The sequence below is a fragment of the Burkholderia sp. AU30198 genome, assembly GCF_020419825.1.
GTDB lineage: Bacteria > Pseudomonadota > Gammaproteobacteria > Burkholderiales > Burkholderiaceae > Burkholderia.
The window spans coordinates 274,765-296,961 of the sequence record NZ_JAIZSA010000003.1 but is presented as its reverse complement, the minus strand read 5'-3'; the positions used below and the strand labels follow the sequence as shown (position 1 = coordinate 296,961).

Genomic DNA, 22,197 nt, shown 5'->3' with positions numbered 1-22,197 from the left:
CGCCGACGATAACGAAACAGGAGACAGCCATGACGAATGGTGCGCAGTACCGCCCCGGACGGGCGTGGTCCATCGCGACGATGCTCGCGCTGATGATGCTGGTGAATTTTCTCGACAAGGTCGTGCTCGGCCTCGTGTCGGTGCCGATGATGCGCGACCTGCATCTGAGCCCGACGCAGTTCGGCGTGATCGGCGGCAGCCTCAACTGGCTGTTCGCGGTCGCGGCGGTCGCGGGCGGCATCGCCGCGAACCGCTGGCCCGCGAAATGGCTGCTGTTCGCGATGGCGGCCGCATGGGCGCTGCTGCAACTGCCGATGCTCGCGGCGAGCTCGATCTGGGTCGTCATCGCGTGCCGCGTGCTGCTGGGCATCGGCGAAGGGCCCGCGTCGCCGGTCGCGACGCATGCGATCTACAAATGGTTTCCCGATACGCGGCGCAATCTCCCGGTCGCGCTGCTGCACCAGGGCAGCGCGCTCGGCCTGCTGATCGCGGGGCTCGCGATTCCGGTCGTCACGTCGCACTGGGGCTGGCGCGCGAACTTCGCGATGCTGGCGCTGCTGGGGGCCGTGTGGTGCATCGCGTGGGCGGTGGTCGGCGAGGAGGGCACGCTGTCGCGCGGCCCGCGCGCAGCCGGCGGCGAACGCGTGCCGTACGGGCGGCTGCTGACCGACCGCACGGTGCTCGGCAACTTCCTCGGCCATTTCGCGGCGAACTGGATTCTCGCGATGACGCTCACGTGGATGCCGACCTACCTGCAGCTCGGGCTCGGCTTCGGGCCGCACGAGGCGGGGCGGATGTTCGCGCTGTTCGTCGCGGTCACGTCGCCGCTCAGTCTCGCACTGGCATGGCTGTCGCAGACGCTGCTCGCGCGCGGCATGCCGTCGCGGCACGGGCGCGGCACGTTCATCGCCGTCACGCTCGCCATCGCCGGCGCGATGCTGGCCATGCTGCCGGTGCCGGAGGTGCCGCGCGCGGCGAAGCTCGTGCTGCTTACGCTCGGCAGCGGCTTGACGCTGACGATGTATTCGATCGGCCCGGCGATGCTCGCCGAAGTGACGCCGGACGCGCAGCGTGGCGGCGTGCTCGCGCTCAGCAACGGCTTCGCGTCGCTCGCGGGCCTCGGCGCGCCGGTCGTCACCGGGATGCTGATCGAGGCGAGTGGCGCGTCGGTCGCGCACGGCTTCGAACAGGCGAGCGTCGTGTGCGGCGTCGTGCTGATCGCATGCGGCGTGCTCGGCGCGTGGTGCCTCGATCCGCAGCGCTCGCTGCGGCGCCTCGCGGGCGACGCCGAGCGCGCGGCGCCGCCGGTCGGCGCGTGCGGCCGCTAGCGCTGCCGCGCATCTCGCATCGCATTCGGCGCACGGCCCGCCAGCCGGGCCGTGGCGCTTTTCGACGGGAAGCAGTACCACGATACGCCGCGCGATGACGCGGCAGGAGGAGACATGAAGAAGATGATCGCGGCGGCGCTGATCGGCGCGCTGTGGGGGAGCGCGCACGCGCAGTCGAGCGTGACGCTGTTCGGCCGGATCGGCGGCGGCGTGCGCTGGGTCAACGGGCTGCCGGGCGGCAGCCAGGTCGGGTTCAACAACAACATCATCGCGGGCAACGAGTTCGGCATTCGCGGCAAGGAGGATCTGGGCGGCGGGTTGAAGGCGCTGTTCGTGCTCGATGGCGCGTTCAACAGCGGCACCGGTGCGCTGAAAACGTCCGGCACGCTGTTTTCGCAGGCCGCGTATGTCGGGCTGGCCGGCGATTTCGGCCGCCTGACGCTTGGCCGCCAGTTCAACGCCGCGGAGGATCTCGGCATCGCGCTCGATCCGCTCGGCGGGCGAGGGCAATCGCTCGCGGTCGAGCCGGGCGTGCTGTTCGACGGCAACTTCTTCACGCTCGACTCGCGTTTCAACAACACGATCAAGTATCTCGGGCAGGTGGGCGGTTTGCGGTTCGGCGCGAACTATTCGCCCGGCGGCGTCGCGGGCAGCTCGCATGCGGGCACCAGCTATTCGACGGCCGCGATGTACACGTATTCGGATCTGATGGGCGGCGTGTCGTATGCGAAGACGTACAGCCCGGACGGCTCGCAGTCGGCACAGACGATCCAGGCGGGCGGCACGCTGCAGCTCGGCCGTGCGCGCTTCTACCTGAGCTACGCGTCGCTGAACGTGAGCGCGAACAAGGCCGGTGCGCCGTCGCGGCGTGACGATATCCCGTCGTTCGGCGTCGTCGTGCAGCCGCTGCCGTCGGTGCAGTTGAGCGCGGCCGCGTTCTACGACCGCGCGCGCAATCTCGGCAACGTGTCGGGCGCGGACGGTCACAAGCTGACGACCTACGCGATCGCCGAGTATTTCCTGTCGAAACGCACCGAGCTGTATGTCGAGGTCGACCGCAACGGGATGACCGGCGCGTACATGCGCGACCCGGCGACGATCGCGGCGCTGAACCTGCGGCGCGGTGCGAGCGCGACGACCGGTGTGTCGATCGGGCTGATGACGCAGTTCTGAGTGCCTTTCAACGATTTTTCAGGAGTGTGATTCGATCATGCGTACTTCATCCCGACTCGCTGCGGCGCTGCTGACGGCGGCATGCTGGACCGTTGCCGCCCACGCGCAATCCGATGCCGCGAGCGCGGCGGTCCCGGCATCGGCCGAGACAGCCGTGCAGGCATCGGCGCAGATACCTGCATCAACTGACCTGTCGCCGGCACAACGCAAGGCGGCCGACCGCAAGCTGAAACGCCGCGTCAGCACGGCGCTCGCGCGCACCAAGAACCTCAACGTCACGCGCATCCTCGTGCGGGTACGCGACGGCAGCGTGACGCTCAGTGGCTCGGTCACCGATACGAACCAGGTGAATCTCGCGGCGGCGGTTGCGCGGCGCGTCGACGGGGTCGCGTCGGTGTCGAACCTGCTGCGCATCGACGGCCAGCAGCCGTGATCGCCGGGCACACGATCGTTTTCTTTCCACTACGAGACATGATTCGATGCGCATTCATCGACGCTTTACCGCGACCCGGCGCACTCGCCGGCTGGCCGACACCTTCATGCTGGCCGGCGGGCTCGCGCTCGCCGCGATCGCGCCCGCTGCCCCCGTCGCTACCGACGTCGTCACACCGGGCATGATGCAAGGCTTCCCGCCATCGGCCGACCAGGTCGTCAACAAGGCGAACGCATTCACGCCCGCACGCCTGCGCTGGGCGCTGAGCAACACGCGGCTGCTCGCGCCGACGGCCGGCATCCGGCACGCGGCCACGCCGATGCCGCTGCCCGAGCAGCCGGCATCCGGTCTCGACACGCTGCCCGTGACGATCGGCGGCGAGACGCTGGCGCTCGACGCATACCTGCGCGCAACGCATACGGACGGCTTCATCGTCGTGCAGCGCGGCCGGATCGTGTACGAGCGGTACTTCAATGGCTTCAGACCAGACCAGCCGCACGCGTGGGCGTCGATGACGAAATCGGTGACGGGCCTGCTGGCCGCGCAGACGATCGAGTCCGGCGTACTCGACGCGGGCGCGCCGCTGGCGCGCACGGTGCCGGAACTCGCCGACACGCCGTTCGGCAGCGCGACGCTGCAGCAGAACCTGGACATGGAAGTGCCGACCGCATACGCACCGGGCATCCCGCCCGATCTCGGCCTGTTCGGCGCGGTCGGGCTGGTGCCGCACCGTGAAGGCGCGCCTGCCAGCATCGCCGACTTCCTGCTGACCGTGCAGCGTGTGCCGGACGTGGCGCCCGGCACCACGTGGTTCTACCAGAACGGTTCGCCGGAAGCCGTCGCGTGGGCGATGCAGCGCGCGACGGGGCAGTCGTGGAGTGCGCTGGTCGAGCGGTGGCTGTGGCGCGATTTCGCGGAAGACGATGCGTACGTCGTCGTCGACCGCAACGCGATGGCGATGGCGAGCGGCGGGCTGTACACGACGCTGCGCGATGCCGCGCGCTTTGCCGAGCGCGTGCGCACGGGGCTCGACGGCGCACGCGGCGCGCTGCCCGCCGCGACGATTCGGGCGGCACTGCAGCCCGCGCACAACGCGGCGCTGTTCGAGAAGGGCAACGTGATCGCGGGCAAGGACGGCTATGCGTATCGCGACTACTGGTACCAGGTGAACGACGGCGACGGTTCGTTCGCGGCGGCGGGGCGGTTCGGCCAGTCGATCCTCGTCGATCCGAAGCACGCGCTGACGATCGTGAAGTTCTCGTCGTCGCCGGACTTCGCGCCGCGCGCGCTCGATGCGCACGGCGAAGCGACACGGCCGCGCGCGGCGCTCGAACGCGGCGATGCGTTGAGCATGGTGGCGCGCGCGGTCGCCGTCCGGCTGCGCTAGCGCGCTGCAACTGCGGGGTGCCCGACGAGAGGGGCGGCGTTGCGTCGCCGCTCCTCGATCGCGTCGGCCATCGGGCCGACGTCGCGCTCCGGTAGCGCGATGGACGAGCCATCAGGGAAAACCGCATAGGCGCATCACGCGTCGCCGTTTCGTCAGCTTGCTTACGCGATCCATTCACGTCTGAGCAAAACGCGCCGCGTCCAGCGGACCTGCGCGCTTTCGTTTCTCTTGCAGGGGCGCACCGTCCCCGCTTATCTCCCCGCCATTCGATTTTCAACTGCTGGCCAGTTGAACATTTCATTTCTTGATGTGATTGCGGCTGGATACCATCCAGCAAATGTCTATACAACCCGATCGGCGCGTATGGGCAGGATCAAAAAAAACACAACACATCGATGAACAGGTTTGGAGAAGAGGAGACGGAGATGGTGCGAATGAAGGGTGGGAAAACGGGCGCCGCAGGCGTGGGCGCGGCTGTCGCTATGCTGTTCGCCGCCGCCGCGCACGCGCAGTCGACGGTGACGCTGTACGGGATCGTCGACGCGGGCGTGACCTACACGAACAACGCGAAGGGCCATGCACTGTGGCAATTCACGGGCGGCAACGAATCGGGCCCGCGCTGGGGCTTGATCGGCACCGAGGATCTCGGCGGCGGCCTGAAGGCGAACTTCCGCCTCGAGAACGGCTTCAACGTCGCGAACGGCGCGCTCGGGCAAGGCGGCCGGATGTTCGGGCGTTCGGCGTGGGTCGGCCTGAGCGGCGCGAACTGGGGCGCGGTGACGCTCGGCCGCCAGTACAACTCGACGCAGGACATCCTCGGCTCGCTGCAGATGAGCAGCTTCCTCGCGCAGTACTCGACGCACCCGTTCGACAACGACGACATCAACAACACGTTCCGCACCAACAACGCGGTGAAGTACGTGTCGCCGACGATCGCGGGCCTGCAGGCGAACCTCGTGTACGGCTTCTCGAACTCGACCGGCTTCGCGAACGACAACAGCTGGAGCGCCGGCGTCACGTACGCTAACGGGCCGCTCAACGCGGGCGCCGCGTATGCGCGCGTGAATCATCCGGCGGTCAGCGCGAGCGGCGCGGTTGCTTCGGATAACTACTATCTGGCGTCGGAATCGGTGTTCGGTGCGAGCCTCGGGAACGCGATCCGCCAGCAGATCTGGGGCGCGGGCGGCAGCTACGCGATCGGGCCGGCGACGCTCGGCCTGCTGTATACGGGCTCGAACTTCGGGCAGGCAACGGGCGGCGCGCTGCGCTTCAACAACTACGAAGGCAGCCTGCGCTACATGGTGACGCCGGCGCTGATGGCCGCGGCCGGCTACACCTATACGCAGGTCGCGCGCGGCAGCGACAGCGGCCACTACCACCAGGTATCGGCCGGCGTGCAGTACCTGCTGTCCAAGCGCACCGACGTGTACGTGAACGGCTTCTACCAGAAGGCGTCGTCGGGTGTCGGCCACGCGTGGATCGACGGCACCGACAGCGCGTCGTCGACGACGTCGCAGGTGGCGGTGGTGGTCGGCATCCGCCAGAAGTTCTGATGTTCTGACGCATACGCGCGTCTTCCGGAGGAGGCACTCATGAAACTCAAACTGTTGCTGGCGGCGTTGCCGTTCGTCGGGATGTACGCGGGCGGCTCGCTCGCCGAGGTGCGGCCGATGCTGTTCGGGCTGCCGTTCCTGCTCGTGTGGAACCTGGTCTGGATGGCGGCCACCGCCGCGATCCTCGCGATCCTGTTCCGTCTCGACGAACGCGCCGCAGCACGCGACGGCCGCCCGGGAGACGCGCGATGAACGCTTCGATCGTCATCATCGCGGCATTCGCCGTGTTCGCGCTCGCCATCGGCGTGATGGCGCGCCGCGGCCGCAAGCTCACGCTCGAGCAGTGGGCGGTCGGCGGGCGTGGCTTCGGCTCGCTGCTGACGTTCCTGCTGATGGCCGGCGAGGCGTTCTCGACGTTCTCGTTCCTCGGCGCGAGCGGCTGGACCTACAGCAAGGGCGTGCCCGCGTTCTACATCCTGACGTACGGCTGTCTCGCGTGCGTGATCGGCTACTGGATGCTGCCCGCGATCTGGCGCCACGCGAAAGCGCGCGGGCTCGTGTCGTTCGCCGACTACTTCGCGTCGAAGTACGACAGCCGCGCGATCGGCGTGCTGGTGTCGGTCGTCGCGGTGTTCGCGATGGTGTCGCTGCTGATGATCCAGCTGCGCGGGCTCGGCGTGATCGTGTCGGAGATGTCGTACGGGCTGATCCCGCAGGCGGCCGCGATCTGGATCGCCGCGACGCTGATGGCCGTCTACATGGTCGTGTCGGGCATCCACGGCTCGGCGAACATCGCGATCGTCAAGGACGTGCTGATCCTCGGTATCGCGATCTTCCTCGGCCTGTACCTGCCGATCCACTACTACGGCGGCCTTGGCGCGATGTTCGCGAAGATCGACGCCGTGCATCCGGAACTGCTTCGGATGCCGGAACATGGCTTCAACCTGAGCTGGTACAACTCGACGATCCTGCTCACGTCGCTCGGCTACTACCTGTATCCGCACGGCTTCACCGCGATCTACGTCGCGAAGGACGAGCGCGCGCTGCGCCGCAACGTGATCCTGATGCCGCTGTACCAGGTGCTGATCGCGTTCCTGTTCCTGGTCGGCTTCGCGGCCGTGATGACCGTGCACGGGCTCGAAGGCGCGCAGACCGATCTCGCGCTGCTGCGGCTCGTGAAGCAGACGTTCCCCGCGTGGTTCGTCGGCATCGTCGGCGGCACGGGCCTGCTGACCGCGCTGGTGCCGGGTTCGCTGATCATGCTGAACGCGTCGACGACAATCGCGCGCAACATCTACCGCGAAGGCTTCGCGCCGAACGCGACCGACCGCGAGGTGACGCGCGTCGCGCGAATCGCGCTGCCGATCTTCACGCTGGTGGTCGTCTACTTCGTGCTGCGCGGCGGCGCGACGTTCGTCACGCTCGCGATCTTCTCGTCGAGCCTGCTCACACAGCTCGTGCCGATGCTCGCATCGAGCTTCCTGAAGCGGCCGTTCGGCACGCGCGAAGGCGCGTTCGCGGGCATCGCCGCCGGTGCGATCGTGATCGCGATGACGAACTACTATGGCGTGACGCTCGCGTCGCTGTTCCCCGGCGCGCCGAATACGCTGACGTCGATCAACCCCGGGCTCGTCGCGCTGGCGGTGAATGCGGTGGTGTTCATCGCGATCAGCGCGGGGCAGCGCAAGCTGAAGGCGCGTGTCGCGGCGCCGGTCGGTCCCGCGTGAGCGCTTGCGTGCAGGGCCGCTGGACGGCAACCCGATCAATCGAACTACAACAGGACACCATGCGATGACTACCGAGGACAAGCGAGAGGACAAGCGAGAGGACACCCGCGAAGCGATCGACACGCTGATCGCGCATGGCTGCGTGATCACGATGGATCCGCAGCGGCGCGTGATCGAGAACGGCGCGGTCGCCGTGAAGGGCGATCGTATCGTCGCCGTGGGCGGCACCGATGAATTGCAGGCCCGCTACCGCGCCGCGCGCACGATCGACGCACGCCGCAAGGCCGTGCTGCCGGGCCTGATCGATGCGCACGCCCATGCAGGCCACGCGATGCTGCGCACGATCGGCGGCGCGGATGGCGATGCGTGGTCGGCCGCGGCCGAGACGATCTATACGCGCGCGTCGGACGAGGCGTTCTGGGAAACCGAATCGCATCTCGCGGCGCTCGAGCGGCTGAAGGCCGGCGTGACGACCGGCGTGTCGCTGCTCGGCGGCGGCAATTCGATCATGCGCGTCGACGATCCGATTTATGCGCGGCGTCATTGCGATGCGGTCGTGCGTACCGGCACGCGTTCGATCGTCGCGGTCGGCCCGTCGCGTCCGCCCGCGCCGCGTGCGTACACGCGCCACACGCCGGACGGCAGCGACACGCGCGACATCGATTTCGACACGATGTATGACGTGTGCGAGCGCATCATCGACGAATGCCACGGCGATGCCGACGGCCGGATCCGCATCGCGCTCACGCTGCCCGTGTACGGTCCCGAACACGATCCCGAGCTCGCGCAGTACGAACGCGACTTCCGCGACCAGGCCGCGCGCTACGGTGCGCTCGCGCGTGAGCGCGGGCTGACGTTCACGCAGGACGGCCACCGCGCGGGCACGCTCGCGTTCGCGCATCGCGAGCTCGGCTTGCTCGGCCCGACGTCGTTCATGTCGCACAGCATCGACCTGACCGACGACGACATTGCAGCGTGCGTCGAGACGGGCACCGCGATCGTCCACAACCCGAGCGCGATCATGTCGATCATCGGGCGCTGCCCGGTACCCGAGCTGATCGAGGCGGGCGTGACGGTGGCGATCGCGTCGGACGGCGCGGCGCCCGATCGCGGCTACGACATGTTCCGCCACATGTGGCAATGCATGCATTACCACCGCCGGCATTTCCGCGACCCGGACGTGCTGCCGCACGGCAAGGTGCTGGAGATGGTGACGATCGACGCGGCGAAGGCGCTGTCGGTCGATCATGAGGTCGGTTCGCTCGAAGCGGGCAAGCTTGCCGACCTCATCCTCGTCGACCTGTTCCGGCCGCACATGATGCCGATGAACATGCCGGTGTATCGCGTGACGTGTTTCGCGAATGCGGCCGACGTGTGCATGACGATGGTCGGCGGAAGGGTGCTGATGGAGGGGCGGCGCGTGTTGTCGGTCGATGAGGAGGCGATTCTCGAACGGGTGAACGAAGTCGCGGCGATCACGATCGAGCGCGGCGGGTTGCGTCATTTGCTCGACGAGCCGAAGACGCTGTGGGGGCGTAGCCGCTATTGATTAACAAAAGTTGACGCGACGGGCAGAACTCTTTTCGGTGTTACGGCGACTAAGGAGTCGCCATATTGACAGGAGTGGATATATGAACTTGAGGATTCCTCTCGCCGCTGCCGCGCTGATCCTCGCCCAGGCCGCATGGGCCGCGGGCCCCGCGCCCACGAAAACATGGACGATGAGTGCAATCCCCGGCGATCGCGCGGCGAGCGATGCGTTCGCCGCAATGAAGAAAGGTCACGCAGTGCCGGCATGGGTGACGAACGGCACCGAATCTCCGGGAACCACCGTCGTGTTCGGCGGGCACGACGTCTACGTGATGACTGCCTGCAAGCCGCACAACTGCGGCTCGGAGCGCATCGCGGTGCTGTACGATCCGCAGAAGAAGGTGATGTACGGCGTGCTGTCCGTCGCAGGTCCGAAGGAGGGTGCCGAGAAGCTGACTTGGCTCAATATCGGCGGCGGTAGCGAATCGATCGACGGACGGACGATTCTGTATGCGGCACTGACGGGCAGCCTCGAGAACCACCCCGACGCGTTCAATTACAAGTGACGCCGGCCGATTGACGGCCTGTCATGCATCAATCGCCATCGTTGCGCGGCCTGGCTGGCCGAAGCGAAGCAGGGGCATCGCGCACTCGTGCGCGGCGCCCTTTTTTGCTGGCGTGGCTCGGTCGGCATGCAGCAGCGAAGGTCAACGGCGGTAGATGAATTCCAGATCGGTCGCCTCACCGACCTTGAAATCGTACGTGCCGACGCGCTTGAACCCGGCCTTCTCGTAGAAGGCGATGGCCTTTGCGTTGCCGGACCACACGCCCAGCCATACCGGGCCGGGGCGTTCCGTTGCCAGATAATCCAGTGCGGAGTCGAACAACGCGCGTCCTGCGCCGGTCCCTTGCGTACCGCGACGAAGGTAGATCTGATGGATCTCCCCCGAACCGTCGGCCACGTCCGGGTGAGGGAGCTTGCATGGCCCCGCGTGCGCATACCCCACCAGCTGGCCGTCGCCGCTTTCGGCGACCCACGTGCGGCACTCGGGATCGTTGAGCTGGCCGGTGATCGTTTCTACCGAGTAGGTCTGGGTCTCGTAGGCGGCCAGATCGTGCGGCGGGTAGTCGATGTTGAATCCGTCATGCAAAAAGGTTTCGCGAAACGTGTCGCGCTTCAATTCGGCAAGCGGGATGGCATCGGACGGGGTGGCAACGCGGATCAACATGGGGGATGGCTTGATTCGTGGGTCGGGCAGACAGTTTATCCCGGGTGACGAGCGGCTTGCGAGCACCTGGTTGACCTGCGTGCGAGCCGTGCCGGGGGCGCGTGCGCCCGAACCTGATCAATCGCAACGCAATCGTGCCGATGCCGGTGGTTGACCGCCGACGGACATGCTAGGATTTCCGACAAACAACTTCGGAGACTGCCATGCCGTTCATCTGCGAAAACGTTGCATGTCGCGCCGTGCTGGCTCGCGGGCAGGTCAGGCCCCATCAAGAGGACTCGGGGTGGTGCTTCTACTGCCCGGACTGCAATACCAGGAACGAGTTGATGTATGTCGACGTGGCCGGCGGTGCCGTCGAGCTGGTTCAGCCGGAGCGAGCCAGCCCGCCACACAAGGTGGTTGCAACGGCCCGACCGCTGCAGGATGGCAAATACGCCGCGCAGTTGAGCGTTCAGCGGGCGCTCGCCGTGAAGGGAACGTATGCGGCCGAAGAACACTGGGACGAGCTCGGTGTGTTCGGTGACGCGCAGGAAGCCGTCGCGCACGCGAACTCTTTCGCCACCGATCTGTTGCAGCGAGCGGCGTAGTCGCGCCGTTCGATGCCGGCGGGCCATGCCTGTCGCGATCGCTCGCGACATGCGTCATGGCTTGTCCAGTACGGCGATACAGTCGATTTCGACGAGAAAGTCGGGATGCGGCAATGACGCCACGATAGCGGTACTTCGGGCCGGGAATTTCCCGGCCTGGAAGTATCCCGCGTAAATGCGGTTCATCTCCTTGAAGTCTTCGCGCCGCACCAGCATCACATCCACCTTCACCACGCGATCCCATCCCGTGCCCGCGGCCTTGAGGATGCCCGTGACGTTCTCCATCGCCTGGTTCATCTGTTTGGTGAAGTCGCCGACGGCGAGCTTGCCGTTCCGGTCGTAAGCGGGAATCCCCGAAACGAACAGAAGATTGCCGGCTTTGACGGCCGGGGCGAGCGGCACGGGGATCGCATACTGATCGGGGGCCTGCACATATTCCAGCGGTGTCCGGGCGGAAGCGGCCTGCTGACCCATGGGGGTCGTGCAGCCGCATAGAAGGAGGCCGGCTCCGATGAATCCGGCAACAAGGCAGCGCGTTCGCATCGTGTTTTCTCCCGGGATCGGTTCTGTGCGCGATCCGGCAGTGGGGACGCTGCGCAACAGCGGATCGTGAACTCTTCCAGACAGTTTAGGAAATCGAAGCACGAACGGTTAGGCGGCCCGCGCAGGATGGCGTCGTAGCGCGAAGCGCGGATGGCGAGCGCTTCGTTTGTCCTACGAAAAAGCCGGCTGGCGAGCGGCGTCGACGAGGCGCGAAAGTGACGAAGGGGCGTCGTGCATTCACGCACGACGCCCCTTCGCGTTTTCCGCTTTCGCCCGTCAGTTATAGATATCGAACGAGAAATATTTCTTCGCGATCTGCTGGTACGTCCCGTCCTGGATCAGGCTCGCGAGTGCCTGGTTGATCTGCGTGCGCAGCGCGTCGTCGTCCTTGCGCACGCCGATCGCCGACCCCACGCCGAGCGTCTTCGGATCGTGCAGCGGCGGCCCCGCGAACGCGAAATTCGCGCCCTTCGCGGTTTTCAGGAAACCGAGGTCGGCCTGTACCGACGATTGCAGCGATGCGTCGAGCCGCCCCGACAGCAGGTCCTGGTAGACGAGATCCTGCGTCTGGTACGTGCGGACGATCACGCCCTTCGGCTCCCAGTAGGTGCGCGCATACGTCTCCTGCGTCGAGCCCTGCTCGACACCGACGCTCTTGCCTTGCAGCGATTCGGGCGTCGGCTGCAGGTTCGCGCCGCGCCGCGCAACGAGGCGGGGCGGCACGTTGTTGATCTTGTCCGTGAACGCGATCTGCGCGAGGCGCTTCTCGGTCACGCTCATCGACGACAGCACGCCGTCGAACTTGCGCGCCTTCAGCGCCGGGATCATCCCGTCGAAGGCGTTCTCGACCCACACGCAGCGCACCTTCATTCGTTCGCAGATCGCGTTGCCGAGATCGATGTCGAAGCCGACGAGCTTGCCGTCGGGCGCGAGCGATTCGAACGGCGCATAGCTGGGGTCGACGCCGAGGCGCAGGACCGCCGGGTCCTTCGCGGCGGCGACGCTCGCCGTCAGCGCGAGCGCAACGGCCAGAACGAGCTTTTTCATGACTGTCTCCATTTTCGATCTTCGATCGATGTTGTTTGTCGTAATGCGAATCAGCGGCCGTCGGGCGTGACTACCCGCGCCCGGCCATGCGCGGGCGGCTGGACTGTGCGCCGGAAGCGGCCGGCGCACAGTCCGGATTCGAAAGGGGGCTTTAGCGGGCGGCGCCGGTGATGTGAACCATGCCGGGCCGGTAGCCGGCAGGCGAGAACGCGGTGTTCAGCGCGGCCATCGCGGCGATCACGCCGAGATGCATCCACCACGCGATCGCGAAGCCGCCGCCTGCGTCGCGCAGCCAGCCGATCAGCCAGGGGCTCGCCGCGACGGTCAGGAAGCCGATGCCCTGCACGAACGCGGCGAGCGCGCCTGCGAGCCGTGCATCGGGCAGGTGGTCGAGCGTGACGATCAGGCTCATCGAGAAGAAGCCGCCGAGACCGAGGCCGACGCTCGCGACCCACAGCCACGGCGCGACCGCGGGCAGCGTCGCGAACCCGGCGAAGCCGGCCGCCTGCAGCGCGAGCGTGAGCCACAGCACGGCGCGGCGGTCGGGCGAACGCTTCGCGAGCATCGGCATCGCGAGCGCGCCGGTCGCCTGGAACAGCGCCATCCACGCGAGCAGGTTGCCGCTTGCTTGCGGACTCATGCCGATGCTGCGGTAGAACGCGGGCAGCCACGCGACGAGGCTGGCGTAGCCGCTGTTGCTGAGCCCGAAGAACAGCGCGAGCTGCCACGCGCGCGGAATGCGGGCGAACGCGAGGATCGGCGCCGACACGGCCGTTGCGTGCACGGCGTCGCGCGGCGCCTTCGCGCGCCACAGAGCAAGCGTGACGAGCGCGGGTACGGCCCACACGGCGAGCGAGAGATGCCAGCCGCCGTGCGCGGCGAGCCACGGGCTCGCGACCGCGCCGAAGGCGCCGCCGCCGACCAGCGCGGCCGAATAGAGGCCCATCGCGAGCGGCAGCCGGTCGACGAACCAGCGTTTCGCGAGGCCGGGGACGAGCGCCTGGACCACGGCGACGCCGGCGCCCGCGACGATCGCGGTCGCGATCAGGCCGGCGCTGCCGCCCGTCCACAGGCGCGCCGTGCAGCCGGCCGCGATCAGCGCCAGCGCGACGGTCAGCGCGCGCTGCTCGCCGACGCGCCGCGCGAGCCCGACGCCGATCCCGGCGACGACACCCATCAGCACGAACGGCAGCGTGGTCAGCAGCGCGGCCGCGCGAAAGCCGAGGCCCGTGTCGGCGCGCACGACGTCGAGCACGGGGCCGAACGCGGTCAGGAACGGGCGCAGGTTGAGGCCGGCCAGCACCAGCAGCGCGAGCGCGCCATAGGACACGGAAGCCGCATGCGGGCGGTGGACGGCTTGCGCGGTGCCGGGTTCGGACATCGGGATGCTCCAGGGAGGGGCCGGTGGCCCTGTGATGCAATGCCGAAAGGGTAAGCGCGCGCTACGCCAGGTGAAAATTAAATATTCGACTGGGAATCAGTGCGGAATGCGATGGGGCGGAGCGGGGGCGACGGGGACGGATCGGGCGGCCGGCGGCGGCGGGCGAGCCGCCGCTTTCGACTGGCCCACCCGCTGCCCGCTCGACGCTCATGCACGGCCGCCGTCAGGCCGCGCGTCATTCGACCGGATGCAGATCCTGCAGCAGCGTCGGCACGAGTTCCGACACGGTCGGGTGGATATGCATCGCGCGGCTGATCGTCGTGTACGGCGCGCCGGCTGCCATCACGTCGAGCATCCCGTGCACGACCTCGTCGCCCGTCACGCCGAGGATCGACGCGCCGAGGATCGCATGGCTGTCCGCGTCGACGATCACCTTCATGAAACCCTGGCTCTCGCCTTTTTCCACCGCGCGGCCGACGCGCGTCATCGGGCGCGTGCCGACCAGCAGCCGGCGGCCCGTCTGCTTCGCTTCCGCGAGCGTCATGCCGACGCGGCCGAGCGGCGGATCGATATACATCGCGTATGCCGTGATGCGGTCGGACACCTTGCGCGGATCACCGTCGAACAGGTTGGCCGCGACGATCTCGTAGTCGTTGTACGCGGTGTGCGTGAACGCGCCGCGGCCGTTGCAGTCGCCGAGCGCCCAGATGCCGGGCACGTTCGTGCGCAACTGCTCGTCGACCTCGATATAGCCGCGTGCGTCGATCGCGACGCCCGCACGGTCGAGCCCGAGATCGTCGGTGTTCGGCACGCGTCCGACCGCGAGCAGCAGGTGCGAGCCCGCGACCTCGCGGCCGCCGCCCGCGCAGTCGAGGCCGACCGCGATGCCGTCGCCGTCGCGCCGCGCGCTCAGGCAGGTCGCATCGAGCTGCACGTCGATCCCTTCGTTTTCGAGAATCTCGCGCACGGCCTGCGACACGTCCTCGTCCTCGCGGCGGATCAGGCGCGTGCCTTTCTCGACGATCGTGACCTTCGACCCGAAGCGGCGATACATCTGGCCGAATTCGAGCCCGACATAGCTGCCGCCGACGATCACGAGATGCTCGGGCAGGAAGTCGACGTCCATCATCGTCGAGTTGGTCAGGTACGACACCGAGTCGAGGCCCGGCATGGTCGGCACCTGCGCGCGCCCGCCGACGTTGATGAAGATGCGTTCCGCTTCGAGCAGTGCGTCACCCACGCGCACCGCGTCGGCGCGCTCGAATCGGGCGTGACCCTGAAACACGGTCGCGTTCGCGAGGCCGCGCACCCATTGCTCGACGCCGTGGTTCGAGCGGCCGGAGATCTGGTCCTTGCGCGCCTTCACGGCTTTCATGTCGACGCTGACGGTGCCGACCGACACGCCGTATTCGCCGGCGCGTCGCGCGAGCTGCGCGGCGTATGCGCTCGCGATCAGCGTCTTGGTCGGAATACAGCCGGTGTTCACGCAGGTGCCGCCGAAGCGGCCGCGCTCGATGATCGCGACCTTCATCCCGGCGGCGGACAGCCGCGCGGAGAGTGGCGGCCCGGCCTGCCCGGTGCCGATGACGATCGCGTCGAAGTGTTGCGTCATGACGCCCTCCTGGGCGGGTGCAGCGAGGGAACGCGTGCGGGCGAGCCGCGTGCGATGCCGGCGCACGGTCGCGCGACGGCGAGCGCTTATGGTAGTCCTGTTGGCGTGCGCTCGCGAGCGCGGGCAGGGCGGGAGAAGCGGGGCATGACGGCGTCTGGCCGTGCCCGCGCCGGCCGGCGTGCGATGCAACCGGTCGCAGCGCGTTGCCCCGGCCGCGTCAGTCCTTGCGTTGCCACTGACTGAACGACACCGGCCGGTGCGCGTCGGCGCGCGTGACGGTGACGTGGTCGGGCTGGTCGTCGAGCGGAAACGATTCGGTGACGATCCGGTTCGAAAACAGCCACCCGTGCGTGTGCGGGTCGTAGCGAAACGTCACGTAGTCGCTCCAGTGCTGCCCGCATGCAACGAAGTTCTGCACGGTGAAGTAGCGGCCTTTTACGGCAAAGCCGTTGTCGGCGGCATCTTCGGGATCGAACGGGTCGCACTGGCCGCCTTCGTTCGCGCGCAGCACGACCTGGTCGTTGCGCGCAACGAGCCGGAACGCGTGATCCGGTTGTTCCTCGAAGATCAGCAGCGGACGCGGCGACGGCTGCTCGCGCGTATCGACCGCCCGATGCACGACGACGAGGAAGCTGTGCCGCCCGTTGTCGAGATCCGGCCCGGCATGCGCGAGCAGCGGCTCGTAGCCGGCGGGCAACTGCGCGGCGATCGATTTCGGCAGGTCGCCCGCGCGGGCGTCGAGCGACAGCGCGGCGAGCAGCGGGAGGAGCACGAAGGGCAGGCGGGAAACGCGCATGACGGAGTGTCCGGTCGAAAGGAGGAAAGGGGGGCCGACGGCGTGGCGGTTACACATCCCGCCCGAGAAACTCGGTGCCCGGCACCGGATTGAACGCGACGGGTGGCGCGGGCGTAAAGCCGAGCGACGCATACAGTTGCCGCGCGGCGACGAACTCGGGCAGCACGTCGAGGCACATGCGCGCGTAGCCAGCCGCCTTCGCGTCGCGCAGCAGCCGTTCGACCAGTTGGCGGCCGACGTTCAGCCCGCGCGCTTCGGGGCGCACATAGACGCGCTTCATCTCGCACGTCGTGTCGTCGATCGCGCGAAACGCCGCGCAACCCACCGCGCGCTCGCCGTGCCACGCGAGCAGCAGCAGCCCGCGCGGCGCCGCGTACTGGCCGGGCAGGGCGGCGATCTCGGGCTCGTAGTCCTGGAATTCGAGGCTGACGGTGGGGCTGGCGATGTACTCCCGGAAGATCGCCTCGACGGCGCGGGCGTCGTCGGGATAGCGGGCGGCGCGGATCTCGATCATGGGTGGCGGCGCGAATGACGGGAAAGAGGGCCAGCATAGCAGCGCAAGGCGGCTTTCGGCCATGCGCGAAGCGTGCCAGAATCAGCGGCTCGACCGTCGGAAACGACACGCAGGCGTCGGCGATTCGGCGTCGCTCACCAAGGAGACTTCGATGACTGCATCGGCTGCCGTACTCGCCATCCTGGCTGCGCTGTTTCTCGGCGCAATGATTCCGGGCCCGAGCTTCGTGCTGGTTGCCCGCAATTCGATCGGGCTGTCGCGCCGCGACGGGCTCGCCACCGCGCTCGGCATGGGCATCGGCGGCATCGTGTTCGGCGGCGTCGCGCTGGCCGGGCTCTACACGCTGCTGCAGGCGGTCGAATGGCTGTACGTGGGCCTCAAGGTGGCGGGCGGCGCGTACCTGATCTACATGGCGTCGAAGATCTGGCGCGGCGCCGACCGGCCGATCGCGATGGACGATCCGCAGGCGATGGCCGGCGGCAGCGCGCGCAAGTCGTTCTGGACCGGCCTCACGACCCAGCTCAGCAACCCGAAGACGGCGATCTGGTACGGCAGTATCTTCGCGGCGCTGCTCCCGCAGCATCCGCCGGTGTGGTGCTATCTGGCGCTGCCGCCGCTCGTGTTCGGCGTCGAGTTCGGCTGGTACACGATCGTCGCGCTGTGCTTTTCCACGCGCCGGCCGCGCGAGCTTTACCTGCGCGCGAAGAAGTGGGTCGACCGCGTCGCGGCCGGCGCGATCACGCTGCTCGGGCTGCGATTGATCCTGAACGCGCCGAAAGCGGGGATCTGACCGCTTCCATTTCTGATCCGCTTCGAACGGTGGCTGGCCATTTCCGTGGCTGGCTGCCGGAGTGCCGGAGTGCCGGAGTGCCGGAGTGCCGGAGTGCCGGAGTGCCGAAGTGCCGAAGTGCCGAAGTGCCGTCGCACCGAACCGCCGAACCGCCGAACCGCCGAACCGCCGAACCGCCGAACCGCCGAGCCGCCGAACCGCCGAGCCGCCGAACCGCCGAGCCGCCGAGCCGCCGAGCCGCCGAACCGCCGAACCGCCGAACCGCCGAACCGCCGAACCGCCGAACCGCCGAACCGCCGAACCGCCGAGCCGCTGAGCCGCCGAGCCGCCGAGCCGCCGAGCCGCCGAGCCGCCGAACGGCCGAGCCGCCCGAGCCGCCCGAGCCGCCCGAGCCGCCCGAACCGCCCGAACCGCCCGAACCGCCCGAACCGCCCGAACCGCCCGAACCGCCCGAACGCGCGTCCGGCTTCCGGAAACGCCTTCCCTCGATCAAAATCAAAACTCACCTGACGACGCCACCGGCACCCCGATCCCGGTAGTTCGCCGAGCCGTCGCCGACCGCGCTCCCAACCGCCCGCCACCCCCCGCCAAGCCTTGCGCGGCGGGCGTTCGCGTGTGTCGCACGCCGCGCCGAACGGCGCCGCTTTCCCGATTCTGGCGGCCGACCTCCCGGCGACGTGTAAACTGCTGCCTTTTTTGACGGTTTGCAGCATGGTGCAAGCACCTCCGCGCCCGGCGCTGAGCGGCCCGACGCTCGTCCGGCTGCTCGCGCGCCTGGCCGATGCCGACGTCGCGGAATCCCGGCAGACGCTGTCCGACCGGCTGAGCCAGTGGCTCGGCTGGACCGACGCGATCACGCTGTCGTCCGCGCTGAGCGCGAGCCCGCCCGGCGTCGCGGCCGGCGTGCGCGGCTACGACGCGGAGCGCGACTGCGCGCGCGTGCGCCACGAGCTCGCGCAGGCGATCACGGCCACCAACCGGCCGCGTGCGCGGCGCCGGCCCGGCGATCCGCCGCCGCCGGCCGCCGACACGGCCGATTTCGCGGACTTCCGCCAGCGTTACCTGTCCCTGCAGCAGGACATGGAAACGGCGATCGGCCAGTTGCGCGGCCGCCTGCGGGTCGCGGTCGCCGCGCGCTCGTCCGGGATGGCGCGGCTCGCGACGCTCGACGCGATCATGGAGCGCGTGCTCGGCGCGCGCGAGCGCAGCCTGCTGTCGGCCATCCCCGCGCTGCTCGGTACGCGTTTCGGGCGGCTGCGCGACGCGGAGCGGCAGGCGCTGGCCGATGCCGAATCCGCCGCTGCTGCTGCTGCTGCTGCCGCCGAATCCGCAGCCGCCCCGGCCGATGACGGCACGATGGTGGCCGACGGCACGGCCGTCGCGGCGATCGTGCCCGGCACATGGCTCGATACGTTTCGCGACGAGATGCAAAGCATCCTGCTTGCCGAACTCGAAGTCCGGTTTCAAACGGTAGACGGGCTGCTCGCGGCCCTTCGCACCTGCTAATCAACACGCTATGTCCAGAATTCGCCTTGATCTCGTTGTCTTCGTCGCCGGTCTGCTCGCTGTGGGCTGGATCGGCGTCGGCTATGTCGTGTCGAACCCGCTGGCGTCGGCCGTCACGCTGCTGATCGCCGCGTGCTATGTCGCCGGCGCATGGGAATTGCTGCGCTACCGGCAGGCCACCGCGACGCTGTCGCGCGCGGTCGCCGGCCTCACCGAGCCGCCCGCGAAGCTCGACCCGTGGCTCGACACGCTGCCCCCGGGCCTGCGCAGCGCCGTGCGTGCGCGGGTCGAAGGCGCGCGTGTCGCGCTGCCGGGCCCGTCGCTCACGCCTTACCTGGTCGGCCTGCTCGTGCTGCTCGGCATGCTCGGCACGCTGCTCGGGATGGTCGTCACGCTGAAGGGCACGGGCGCCGCACTCGAAAGCGCGACCGATCTCGACGCGATCCGCGCATCGCTGATCGCGCCGGTGAAGGGCCTCGGGTTCGCGTTCGGTACGTCGATCGCCGGCGTCGCGACGTCCGCGATGCTCGGGCTGCTGTCCGCGCTCGTGCGCCGCGAGCGGATCGACGCGGCCCAGCAGCTCGACGCGAAGATCGCGACGACGTTGCGCGTGCATTCGTCCGCGCACCAGCGTGACGAATCGTTCCGGCTGCTGCAGCGCCAGGCCGACGTGATGCCGGCGCTGGTCGACCGGCTGCAGACGATGATGACGACGCTCGAGGCGCGCAGCGTCGCGCTGCACGATCGCCAGATCGAAAGCCAGCAGGCGTTTTTCGAGCGGACCGAGCGCGCGTATGCGGGCCTCGCGTCGAATGTCGGCGATGCGCTGAAGGAAAGCGCCGTCGAAAGCGCGCGCGTGGCGGGTGCCGCGCTGCAGCCGGTCGTCGCCGCGACGATGACGGGGCTCGCGCAGGAGATGGCCGCGTTGCGCGACACCGTGACGGGCGCCGTGCAGCGTCAGCTCGACGGGCTGACGGACGGCTTCGAGAAGAGCACCGGCAACGTGACGGCCGTCTGGAACCGCGCGCTCGACGAACAGCGCCGCGCGGGCGATGCCGTCGCGCAGCAACTGCAGACGACGCTCGGCCAGTTCACCGACACCTTCACGCAGCGTTCGACGGATCTGCTCGACGGCGTGGCGACGCGCCTCGAATCGACTGAAAGCCGTCTGTCGGACGCGTGGCGCGATGCGCTGTCGCGCCAGGAGCAGGTCGGCGAGACGCTGGCCGGCCAGCATGCGCGTGCGCTGGGCGAGGCCGCCGCGACGTTCGAACGCCATTCGAACGCCGCGCTTGCCGCGATGCGCGAGTCGCACGCGGGGCTGCAGACCGACCTGGCGGCGCGCGACGAACAGCGCCTCGCCGCATGGCACGACTCGCTGGCCGCGCTGGCCGCGAAGCTCGGCGACGAATGGCAGCGCGCGGGTGTACACAGTGCCGGCCGCCAGCAGGAAATCTGCGATGCGCTCGCACACACGACGCGCGATCTGACCGCGCAAGCATCGACGTTCGAACAACGCTCGAACGATCTGCTGTCGACGATCCGCGATTCGCATACGGGCCTGCAGACGCAACTGGCTGCACGCGATGAAGAGCGCCTGTCGGCATGGAACGACTCGCTGGCCGCGATGGCCACGAAGCTCGGCGACGAATGGCAGCGCGCGGGCGTGCATAGCGCGGGCCGTCAGCAGGAAATCTGCGACGCACTCGCACAAACGACGCGTGACCTCACGACGCAGGCGTCGACGTTCGAACAACGCTCGAATGATCTGCTGTCGACGATTCGCGATTCGCATACGGGCCTGCAGACGCAACTGGCTGCCCGCGACGAAGAACGCCTGTCGGCATGGAACGACTCGCTGGCCGCAATGGCCACGAAGCTCGGCGACGAATGGCAGCGTGCGGGCGTGCATAGCGCGGGCCGCCAGCAGGAAATCTGCGACGCACTGGCACAAACGACGCGTGATCTCACGACGCAGGCTTCGACGTTCGAACAACGCTCGAATGATCTGCTGTCGACGATCCGCGAGTCGCACACGGGCCTGCAGACGCAACTGGCCGCGCGCGACGCAGAACGCCTGTCCGCATGGAACGATTCGCTGGCCGCGATGGCCACGAAGCTCGGCGACGAATGGCAGCGCGCGGGTGTACACAGCGCGGGCCGCCAGCAGGAAATCTGCGACGCACTGGCACAAACGACGCGCGACCTGACCACGCAGGCGTCGACCTTCGAACAGCGCTCGAACGATCTGCTGTCGACGATCCGCGAGTCGCACGCGGGCCTGCAGACGCAACTGGCGGCGCGCGACGAACAGCGCCTCACCGCATGGAACGACTCGCTCGCCGCGATGGCCGCCGCGCTGCGCGACGAATGGGCGCACACGAGCGCGCAGGCCGCGACGCGCCAGCAGGATATCTGCGACACGCTGGCCCGCACCGCGAACGACATCACCGCGCAGGCGCAAGTTCACGCGAGCGACACGATCAACGAGATCGCGCGCCTCGTGCAGGCCGCATCGGAGGCGCCGAAGGCCGCGGCCGACGTCGTCGCCGAGCTGCGCCAGCGCCTGTCCGACAGCCTGGTGCACGACACCGCGATGCTCGAGGAACGCAGCCGCCTGCTTGCGACGCTCGAAACGCTGCTCGGCGCGGTCAACCACGCGTCGACCGAACAGCGCACCGCGATCGACGCGCTCGTCAGCACGTCGGCCGACCTGCTCGACCGCGTCGGCGCGCGTTTCAACGACACCGTCGATGCCGAAACGCGCAAGCTCGACTCGGTGGCCGCGCAAGTCACGGCAGGTGCCGTCGAAGTCGCGAGCCTCGGCGACGCATTCGGGATGGCCGTGCAGGTATTCGGCGAGTCGAACGACAAGCTGCTGACCCATCTGCAACGCATAGAGGCCGCGCTCGAGAAATCGCTCGCGCGCAGCGACGAGCAGCTCGAGTATTACGTCGCGCAGGCGCGCGAGGTGATCGACCTGAGCATGATGTCGCAGAAGCAGATCGTCGAAGACCTGCAGCAGCTCGCCGGCCGGCGGGCGAGCGTCGGAGCGTAACGC

The 22,197-nt window shown here is 68.4% G+C and carries 20 protein-coding genes; 13 read left to right on the top strand and 7 right to left on the bottom strand.

From position 1 onward, the window contains the following. Positions 1–29 precede the first annotated feature (29 nt). The 9 genes from LGN19_RS10235 to LGN19_RS10195 all read left to right on the top strand — a co-directional run bounded on the left by LGN19_RS10235 (position 30) and on the right by LGN19_RS10195 (position 9,697). Entirely contained in the window at positions 30–1,328 is a 1,299-nt protein-coding gene (locus tag LGN19_RS10235) for an MFS transporter (protein ID WP_226214404.1), read from the top strand. Positions 1,329–1,442: 114 nt separating this feature from the next. Next, positions 1,443–2,501, top strand: coding sequence for a porin (locus LGN19_RS10230; protein ID WP_122949718.1), 1,059 nt, complete (start codon positions 1,443–1,445; stop codon positions 2,499–2,501). A 37-nt stretch (positions 2,502–2,538) separates the two neighbouring features. After that, complete coding sequence (locus tag LGN19_RS10225) at positions 2,539–2,934, top strand: BON domain-containing protein (protein WP_175219441.1); 396 nt, start codon at positions 2,539–2,541, stop codon at positions 2,932–2,934. Positions 2,935–2,980: 46 nt separating this feature from the next. Further along, a complete protein-coding gene (locus LGN19_RS10220) occupies positions 2,981–4,321 on the top strand; it encodes a serine hydrolase domain-containing protein (protein ID WP_226214398.1) in 1,341 nt (446 codons plus the stop codon). A 425-nt stretch (positions 4,322–4,746) separates the two neighbouring features. Continuing rightward, complete coding sequence (locus LGN19_RS10215) at positions 4,747–5,874, top strand: porin (protein WP_413227201.1); 1,128 nt, start codon at positions 4,747–4,749, stop codon at positions 5,872–5,874. A 39-nt stretch (positions 5,875–5,913) separates the two neighbouring features. Further along, a complete protein-coding gene (locus LGN19_RS10210) occupies positions 5,914–6,126 on the top strand; it encodes a DUF3311 domain-containing protein (protein WP_226214396.1) in 213 nt (70 codons plus the stop codon). Continuing rightward, positions 6,123–7,601 (top strand): sodium:solute symporter family protein, encoded by a 1,479-nt coding sequence (locus LGN19_RS10205; RefSeq protein ID WP_175219445.1) that lies wholly within the window; start codon positions 6,123–6,125, stop codon positions 7,599–7,601. Before LGN19_RS10210 ends, LGN19_RS10205 begins: the two co-directional genes overlap by 4 nt. Positions 7,602–7,665: 64 nt before the next feature. Then, positions 7,666–9,150, top strand: coding sequence for an amidohydrolase family protein (locus LGN19_RS10200; protein ID WP_226214394.1), 1,485 nt, complete (start codon positions 7,666–7,668; stop codon positions 9,148–9,150). A gap of 172 nt (positions 9,151–9,322) precedes the next feature. Next, entirely contained in the window at positions 9,323–9,697 is a 375-nt protein-coding gene (locus tag LGN19_RS10195; RefSeq protein WP_226214392.1) for an Ivy family C-type lysozyme inhibitor, read from the top strand. A 141-nt stretch (positions 9,698–9,838) separates the two neighbouring features. Here the strand turns inward: LGN19_RS10195 and LGN19_RS10190 are convergent, their stop codons facing one another. Next, on the bottom strand, positions 9,839–10,360 hold the full coding sequence (locus LGN19_RS10190; RefSeq protein ID WP_122948980.1) for a GNAT family N-acetyltransferase: 522 nt from the start codon (positions 10,358–10,360) through the stop codon (positions 9,839–9,841). 203 nt (positions 10,361–10,563) lie between these two features. Between LGN19_RS10190 and LGN19_RS10185 the strand changes: the two genes are divergently transcribed. Continuing rightward, positions 10,564–10,947 (top strand): hypothetical protein, encoded by a 384-nt coding sequence (locus tag LGN19_RS10185; RefSeq protein ID WP_122948981.1) that lies wholly within the window; start codon positions 10,564–10,566, stop codon positions 10,945–10,947. 54 nt (positions 10,948–11,001) lie between these two features. On the opposite strand, the gene LGN19_RS10180 is transcribed toward LGN19_RS10185, so the two are convergent. The 6 genes from LGN19_RS10180 to LGN19_RS10155 all read right to left on the bottom strand — a co-directional run bounded on the left by LGN19_RS10180 (position 11,002) and on the right by LGN19_RS10155 (position 16,840). Next, complete coding sequence (locus LGN19_RS10180; protein ID WP_226214390.1) at positions 11,002–11,421, bottom strand: RidA family protein; 420 nt, start codon at positions 11,419–11,421, stop codon at positions 11,002–11,004. A gap of 345 nt (positions 11,422–11,766) precedes the next feature. Beyond that, the gene (locus LGN19_RS10175; RefSeq protein WP_174962176.1) at positions 11,767–12,537 is read right to left on the bottom strand and encodes an ABC transporter substrate-binding protein; all 771 of its coding nucleotides are present in this window, start codon (positions 12,535–12,537) and stop codon (positions 11,767–11,769) included. 151 nt (positions 12,538–12,688) lie between these two features. Next, positions 12,689–13,918, bottom strand: a complete 1,230-nt coding sequence (locus tag LGN19_RS10170; protein ID WP_226214388.1) for a cyanate transporter — start codon at positions 13,916–13,918, stop codon at positions 12,689–12,691. 235 nt (positions 13,919–14,153) lie between these two features. After that, positions 14,154–15,530, bottom strand: coding sequence for an FAD-containing oxidoreductase (locus LGN19_RS10165; RefSeq protein WP_226214387.1), 1,377 nt, complete (start codon positions 15,528–15,530; stop codon positions 14,154–14,156). Between the two features lie 217 nt (positions 15,531–15,747). Continuing rightward, the gene (locus LGN19_RS10160; RefSeq protein WP_122948986.1) at positions 15,748–16,326 is read right to left on the bottom strand and encodes a hypothetical protein; all 579 of its coding nucleotides are present in this window, start codon (positions 16,324–16,326) and stop codon (positions 15,748–15,750) included. A gap of 49 nt (positions 16,327–16,375) precedes the next feature. Continuing rightward, positions 16,376–16,840: a GNAT family N-acetyltransferase gene (locus LGN19_RS10155; RefSeq protein ID WP_175219453.1), complete on the bottom strand. Its 465-nt coding sequence runs from the start codon at positions 16,838–16,840 to the stop codon at positions 16,376–16,378. A 151-nt stretch (positions 16,841–16,991) separates the two neighbouring features. Between LGN19_RS10155 and LGN19_RS10150 the strand changes: the two genes are divergently transcribed. The 3 genes from LGN19_RS10150 to LGN19_RS10140 all read left to right on the top strand — a co-directional run bounded on the left by LGN19_RS10150 (position 16,992) and on the right by LGN19_RS10140 (position 22,194). Beyond that, positions 16,992–17,630: a LysE family translocator gene (locus tag LGN19_RS10150; protein WP_122949719.1), complete on the top strand. Its 639-nt coding sequence runs from the start codon at positions 16,992–16,994 to the stop codon at positions 17,628–17,630. A 711-nt stretch (positions 17,631–18,341) separates the two neighbouring features. Further along, positions 18,342–19,136, top strand: a complete 795-nt coding sequence (locus LGN19_RS10145) for a DUF3348 domain-containing protein (RefSeq protein ID WP_226214385.1) — start codon at positions 18,342–18,344, stop codon at positions 19,134–19,136. Positions 19,137–19,146: 10 nt separating this feature from the next. Further along, positions 19,147–22,194 (top strand): DUF802 domain-containing protein, encoded by a 3,048-nt coding sequence (locus LGN19_RS10140; protein ID WP_226214383.1) that lies wholly within the window; start codon positions 19,147–19,149, stop codon positions 22,192–22,194. Positions 22,195–22,197 lie beyond the last annotated feature (3 nt).